The organism is Roseomonas sp. TS2 (assembly GCF_058833935.1).
This window is the reverse complement of the sequence record NZ_JCACVY010000223.1, coordinates 1-6,252: the sequence shown is the minus strand read 5'-3', so window position 1 is coordinate 6,252 and position 6,252 is coordinate 1. Positions and strand designations below refer to the sequence as shown.

Genomic DNA, 6,252 nt, shown 5'->3' with positions numbered 1-6,252 from the left:
CGTTCCCATGCCGCGAAGTCTAGCAGGCACGCCGCCGCCGCCCAGGGGGAGCAACAGGGGGCGCCGCGTCAGCCCGGCGCGGGCGGCTCCACCTCCAGGGCGAGCAGGTGGAAGGAGAGCGACTTGCCATGCCCGTCCAGGTTCAGCGCGCCGTTCACGCCGCCCTGCAGCACGTCCTCGATGACGAAGTTGAAGGCGCCGAGGCCCGGCAGGTCGTGCCGCCGCACAGCGCTGGCGCCACGGTGCGCGAAATGCGCCAGCACCCGCGCCTCCGTCACCTGCGCGGCGAGATGCGGCCAGTCCTCCGCGCGGTGGGCGATGAGGGCGATGTTCAGGCGGTTGCCCTTGTCCCCCGCCCGGGCATGGGCGAGGCGGTACAGCGGCACGGCGCTCATGCTTCCAGCTCCAGCAGGATGACGCGGGGGGCGAGCCGCTCGCGCGGCACCAGGAAGGAGAGGGTGCGGATGCGGTCCACCACCCGCGTGCGCACGCCACCGCCGCCGGCCGGGCCGCAGCAGTAGAGGGAGAGCACCTCGCGCACCGCCCGCTCCGCCTCGGCGCGGGTCTCGGTGGCCACGGCGAGGCGCAGCCGCAGATCGGCCGGCGCCAGATCCCCGGTGCCGGCCGGCACCCCGTCATCGCCGGCGAAGACGCTGACCACGCCGATCAGGTCGAGCCGCGCCGCGGCCTCCAGCCCCAGCATCCGCAGCCGCTCGCGCAGAGTGCGGCCGGCCAGTTCGGCACGGGCGCGGGCATTGGGGCCGGCATAGGAGATCTCGCCCTCGCCCAGCCATCCGCCGGGCAGGCTGACCGTGGCCTTCAGCCGCTCCGGCCGTGGCCGCCCGCGCGCGCCGGCGACCCGCACCCGGTCCGGTGCCTCCTCGGTGATGCGCACGCCGGTGATGTCCAGCACCACATCGGGGGTGAGGTAGGCCGAGGGGTCGTGCAGCTCGTAGAGGAGCTGCTCGGTCACGGTGCGGCGGTCCACCACGCCGCCGGTGCCGGCGGGCTTGGTGATGAGCACCGCGCCATCCGCGCCGATCTCGGCGATGGGGAAGCCGAGCGTGGCCATCCCCGGCACGTCCTTCACCCCGGGGTCGGCGAAGTAGCCGCCCGTGATCTGCGAGCCGCATTCCAGCAGGTGCCCGGCCATGGTGCCGGCGGCGAGGCGGTCCCAGTCATCCTCGCTCCAGCCGAAATGCGCCAGCATGGGGCCGAGCGCCAGGGCAGGGTCGGAGCAGCGGCCGGTGACCACCACCTGCGCGCCGCCGCGCAGCGCCTCGGCGATCGGCGCCGCGCCGAGATAGACATTGGCGGCGATCACCCGTGCCGGCTCCAGCACCGCTCCGGCATCGCCCTCCCAGTGGTCGAGGTCGTCCAGCGCGTCCGTGCCGCGGATGTCGTCCCCCTCCACCACGCCGATGCGGAGCGCGGGCAGCCCGAGCTCCCGCCCCAGCGCCAGCACCGCCTGCGCCGCGCCGCGCGGATTGGCGGCGCCGCCATTGGTGACGATGGGGATGCCATGCGCCACGCAGCGCGCCAGGATGGGCCGCAGCAGGTCGATCAGCGCCGGCTCGTAGCCGGCCTCGGGGCGGTGCAACCGCTCGCGCTGGGCCAGGGCCAGGGTGCGCTCGCCCAGCACCTCCAGCATCAGCGCGGCCGGTCCGCCGGCGGCGATCAGCGCATCGACCACCGGCCCGGGCGCGTCGATCCGGTCGCCGGAGAAGCCGGAGCCGCAGCCAATGCGGAGGAGGGTGTCGGGAGCCATGCCTGCCGCCCTCAATCCGCGCGGGCGCCGGAGACGCGCACCACCTCGCGCCACTTGGCGATATCGGCCTCCAGCCAGGGGCGGAACTCGGCGGGCGCCATGCCCACGGGCTGCAGCCCCTGCTCGCGCAGCTGGGCGCGCAGCTCGGGCGAATCCAGCGCCGCCTTCAGCGCACCGTAGATCCGGTCCCGCACCGGCGCCGGCAGGCTGGCGGGGGCGAACAGCCCGTGCCAGGCGGCGACGTCGAACTCGGCGATGCCCTGCTCGATGGCGGTGGGGATCTCCGGCGTCAGCTCCAGCCGCGCGGCGGAGGTGGAAGCCAGCGCCCGCAGCGTGCCCTCGCGCACGAAGGGCAGCACCGCCGTCACCTGATAGACGATCATCGGCACGTTGCCGGCCATCACGTCGGTCACCGCCTGGGCGCCGCTGCGGTAGGGCACGTGCTCCAGCGGCGCGCCGGTGCGCAGCTTCAGCAGCTCCCCCGCCAGGTGGCTGGAGGTGCCGTTGCCGGCCGAGGCGTAGCTCACCCCGCCGCGCTGCTGCTTCGCCCAGGCGATGAACTCGGGCAGCGTCTTCGCCGGCACCTTGGGCGAGATCACCAGCAGGTTCGGCGCCTCCGTCACCAGGGAGATCGGCGTGAAGTCGCGCAGCACGTCGTAGGGCATGTTCGGCATCAGCGAGACGTTCACCGAATGCGAGGCGATGCTGCCCATGCAGAGGGTGTAGCCGTCGGGGGCCGCCTTCGCCACGCCGTCGCTGCCCACCACGCCGCCGGCGCCGGCACGGTTCTCCACCACCACGGGCTGGCCCAGCGTCTTCGACATCGGGACGGAGACGAGGCGCGTCATGATGTCGGTGCTGGTGCCGGCGCCGAAGGGCACCACCATGCGGATGGGGCGGCTCGGCCACGCCTCCTGCGCGCGGAGGGCGGGCGCCGCGAGCGGCAGGGCGGCGAGGCCGAGGCCGCCGCCCAGCAGGGCGCGGCGGCGAAGCGTGGGGTGGGTCATGGTGCCGTCTCCAACCGGGTGGGGCTCAGCCGGCCCCTTCCCGGCCATCTCGCCGTGCCGCCGGCCATAAGTCCATTGAGTTTTTCCTGGCGCAGTCATAGGGCAAAATTATGAGCTACTCCCTGCGGCAGATCCGCGCTCTGACCATGGCCGTGGAGACAGGCAGCTTCGGCAGGGCGGCGGCGCGGCTGCACGTCTCGCAGCCCGCCCTCACCCTGCAGATCCGCGCCCTCGAGGAAAGCCTCGGCGTGGCGCTGTTCGACCGCTCGGCGCGCGGGGTGCGGCCCACCCTGGCGGGGCAGGCGCTGGCGCTCTCCTTCCAGCGCATCCTGGACGAGCTGGAGACGGTGGTGGCCGGCGCGCGGGAGCAGGCGCAGCGGCGCTCGGGCGTGGTGCATCTGGCGGTGCTGCCCTCGGTGGCGGCCAACCTGCTGCCGGGGGCGCTGGCGCGGCTGCGGGCCGCCCATCCCGGCATCCGGGTGATGGTGCGGGACGCGGTGGCGCGGCGCGTGGCGGCGCTGGTGAAGGCGGGCGAGGCGGAGCTCGGCATCGGCCACGCCGCCGGGCCGGAGCCGGAGCTGGAGGAGACGCCGCTCTTCGAGGATTCGCTGGCGGCGGTGCTGCCGCCCGGCCATGCCTTCGCCGCCACGGCGAACCTCACCCTGCCGGCGCTGGCCGCCGCGCCGCTGGTGCTGACCGACCCGGAGAGCAGCCTGCGCGCCCTGGTGGAGCAGGCCTTCGCCGCCGCCGGCCTCAGCGTCCGCCCGGCCTACGAGGCCACCTACATGAGCACGGCGGTGGCGCTGGTGCGGGCCGGGCTCGGCATCGCCGTGCTGCCTGCCACCGCCGTGGAGCTGCGCGTGGCGCCGCTGCTGGAGACACGGCCGATCGACACGCCGCTGCTGCGGCGGCGCATCGTGCTGCTGCGCCGCCGCGGCGCCAGCCTCTCCCCCGCCGCCGAGGCGCTGGCGGAGGTGCTGGCCGGCTGATCAGCGGTCCTGCGGCATGCCCTCGGGCACGATGGTCTTCACCAGGGTGGAGTCGAGCGACTCGTAGTCGTGGTAGCCGATGGTCTCGTACAGCTCGGCGCGGGTCTGCATCCGGTTGATCATCTTGTGGGTGCCGCCATCCCGCGCGATGGCGGCATACAGCTCCTCCATCCCGCGGGCGGCGACGCGGAGCTGGCTGACCGGCCAGATGACCATGGAATAGCCCATGGCCTCGAACTCCTCGGCGGTGAAGAAGGGGGTGCGGCCGAACTCGGTCATGTTGGCCAGCAGCTTCACCCCCGGCATGCGGCGGGCGAACTCCTCGAACATCTCGCGCGTGGTCAGCGCCTCGGGGAAGATCGCGTCGGCGCCGGCCTCCAGGTAGAGCTTCGCGCGGGCCACGGCGCCGTCCATGCCCTCGCTGGCCGCAGCGTCGGTGCGGGCGATCAGGTAGAGGTGGCGGCGCGCCTTGCGGGCGGCGGCCACCTTGGCGGCCATGTCGCGCGCATCGGCCAGCTTCTTGTCGTTCAGGTGGCCGCACTTCTTGGGCAGGAGCTGGTCCTCGAGGTGCACGGCGGCGGCGCCGGCCTCCTCGAAGCTGCGCACCATGTGCATCACGTTCAGCGCCTCGCCATAGCCGGTGTCGCCATCGACCAGCACCGGCAGGGCCGAGGCGCGCGCCACCTGGCGGATGTGCCAGGACACGTCATCGACCGTGATCATGCCGAGATCGGGCAGGCCCATGGTGGCGGACATGGCGGCGCCCGACATGTAGAGCGCCTCGAACCCCGCCTGCTTGGCCAGCAGCGCCGCGATGCCGAGATGCGCGCCGGGCATGCGCAGGATCTGCGGCCGCTCCAGCAGGGCACGGAAGCGCTGGCCGGCGGGGGCTTCGGGCAGGTCGTCGGCGATGACGTAGGGCATGGGCGGTTTCCTCTCGGGCGGTCTCAGAAGAACAGGAACGTGACCAGGACGAAGGTGGGCACCAGGAACACCAGCGCCCAGCCGCAATAGCCGAAGAAGCTCGGCATGCGCACGCCCTGCTCCTCGACGATGGCCTTCACCATGAAGTTGGGCGCGTTGCCGATATACGAATTGGCGCCCATGAACACCGCGCCGCAGGAGATGGCGGCGAGCGTCAGCGCCCCCTGCCCCATCAGCGTGGCGGCGTCGCCGCCCGCCATGTTGAAGAAGACGAGGTAGGTCGGCGCGTTGTCGAGGAAGGAGGAGAGCGCGCCGGTCAGCCAGAAATACATGGCCGGGAGCGGCTGGCCGGCGGCGTCCGAGGTCAGCGCCACCAGGCCGGCGAGCGGGCCATCGGCGCCGGCCTTCAGCATCGCCAGCACCGGCGCCATGGTGAGGAAGATGGCGGCGAACAGCTTGGCCACCTCCAGGATGGCCCCCCAGGTGAAGCCGTTGGCCTCGCGGATGCGCGCCGGCGTCAGCCAGACCGAGGCGGCGGTGATGGCCAGGAACAGCGCCATCGCCACCACCCGCTCCAGCCCGATCGGCTGGCCGAGCAGCGAGATCTCGCCCGGCAGCCACACGCCCTGCATCAGCACGCCGGCCACCACCGCGCCGATCAGCGCCACGTTCACCCAGCCATCGATGCCGAGCTTCTCGCCGGGCGGCGCCTCGGCATGGTCGGCATGCGTCGCGCGCTCGGCGGCGGGGGCGATCGGCGCCTTGCGCTCGCGCCCATAGGCCAGGGTGTCGATGACCCAGTACAGCGCCAGCAGCAGCGCGGTGCAGAACAGGAAGGGCCCGAACAGGTTGGTGGTGGGCCAGAAGAAGCTCACCCCCTTGAGGAAGCCGAGATAGAGCGGCGGGTCGCCGAGCGGGGTCAGGCTGCCGCCGATGTTGCTGACCAGGAAAATGAAGAAGACGAAGCTGTGCATCTTCCGCTGCCGCCCGGCGTTGGCCCGCAGCAGCGGCCGGATCAGCACCATCGAGGCGCCGGTCGTGCCCATCAGGCTGGCGATGGCGGTGCCCACCGCCAGCAGCGCCGTGTTGGTGCCCGGGGTGCCGACCAGGCTGCCCTTCAGGAGCACGCCGCCGCCCGTGGTGTAGAGCGCGAGGAGCAGGGTGATGAAGGGCAGGTACTCGCCCACCAGGACATGCGTGAACTCATGCCAGGCGTGACCGGCGCCGAAGGCCAGCGCGTAGGGCAGCAGGAACAGCGCCGTCCAGCCCGCGGCGATCTTGCCGTAATGGTGATGCCAGAGATGCCCCGCCAGCAACGGCATCAGCGCGATGGAGAGCAGCACGCCGGCGAAGGGCAGCGCCCACAGCGCCGAGAGGGCCGGCGCCGCGTGCTCCGCCGCTCCTTGCCCTACCGCCTGCACCGCCCCCTGCACTGCCCCCTGGGCCGCCAGGACCGGGGCGGCGGCCATCAGCCCGACCAGAAACGAGGGCAGCGCCGCCCCCACACGCGCGACCCCGCGGCGCGACCAGACCCCCGGCATCGACCGTTTCCTTCAGATTCGGG

Annotated in this window: 6 protein-coding genes; 1 reads left to right on the top strand and 5 read right to left on the bottom strand. The window is 73.1% G+C overall.

Annotation, left to right across the window (positions count from 1 at the left end; all coding sequences use genetic code 11):
• Positions 1-68 precede the first annotated feature (68 nt).
• Genes ACZJYS_RS21840 through ACZJYS_RS21830 form a run of 3 tightly spaced genes read right to left on the bottom strand, consistent with a single transcriptional unit; the run spans position 69 to position 2,775 of the window.
• Positions 69-395 carry an AtuA-related protein gene (locus tag ACZJYS_RS21840; RefSeq protein WP_109515333.1) on the bottom strand — a complete coding sequence of 109 codons (327 nt, stop codon included), beginning with the start codon at positions 393-395 and terminating at the stop codon, positions 69-71.
• Positions 392-1,768 carry an acyclic terpene utilization AtuA family protein gene (locus tag ACZJYS_RS21835; RefSeq protein ID WP_493180307.1) on the bottom strand — a complete coding sequence of 459 codons (1,377 nt, stop codon included), beginning with the start codon at positions 1,766-1,768 and terminating at the stop codon, positions 392-394. Before ACZJYS_RS21835 ends, ACZJYS_RS21840 begins: the two co-directional genes overlap by 4 nt.
• Positions 1,769-1,779: 11 nt before the next feature.
• Positions 1,780-2,775 carry a Bug family tripartite tricarboxylate transporter substrate binding protein gene (locus tag ACZJYS_RS21830; protein ID WP_109515331.1) on the bottom strand — a complete coding sequence of 332 codons (996 nt, stop codon included), beginning with the start codon at positions 2,773-2,775 and terminating at the stop codon, positions 1,780-1,782.
• Between the two features lie 110 nt (positions 2,776-2,885).
• Here ACZJYS_RS21830 and ACZJYS_RS21825 point away from each other — a divergent pair, with 110 nt between their 5' ends.
• Positions 2,886-3,764 carry a LysR family transcriptional regulator gene (locus ACZJYS_RS21825; RefSeq protein WP_493180306.1) on the top strand — a complete coding sequence of 293 codons (879 nt, stop codon included), beginning with the start codon at positions 2,886-2,888 and terminating at the stop codon, positions 3,762-3,764.
• Here the strand turns inward: ACZJYS_RS21825 and prpB are convergent, their stop codons facing one another.
• Together prpB and ACZJYS_RS21815 are read right to left on the bottom strand one after the other, a co-directional pair.
• On the bottom strand, positions 3,765-4,688 hold the full coding sequence (gene prpB / locus ACZJYS_RS21820; protein ID WP_109515329.1) for a methylisocitrate lyase: 924 nt from the start codon (positions 4,686-4,688) through the stop codon (positions 3,765-3,767).
• Between the two features lie 23 nt (positions 4,689-4,711).
• Positions 4,712-6,229, bottom strand: a complete 1,518-nt coding sequence (locus tag ACZJYS_RS21815; RefSeq protein WP_493180305.1) for a sodium:proton antiporter — start codon at positions 6,227-6,229, stop codon at positions 4,712-4,714.
• Between the last annotated feature and the right edge of the window lie 23 nt (positions 6,230-6,252).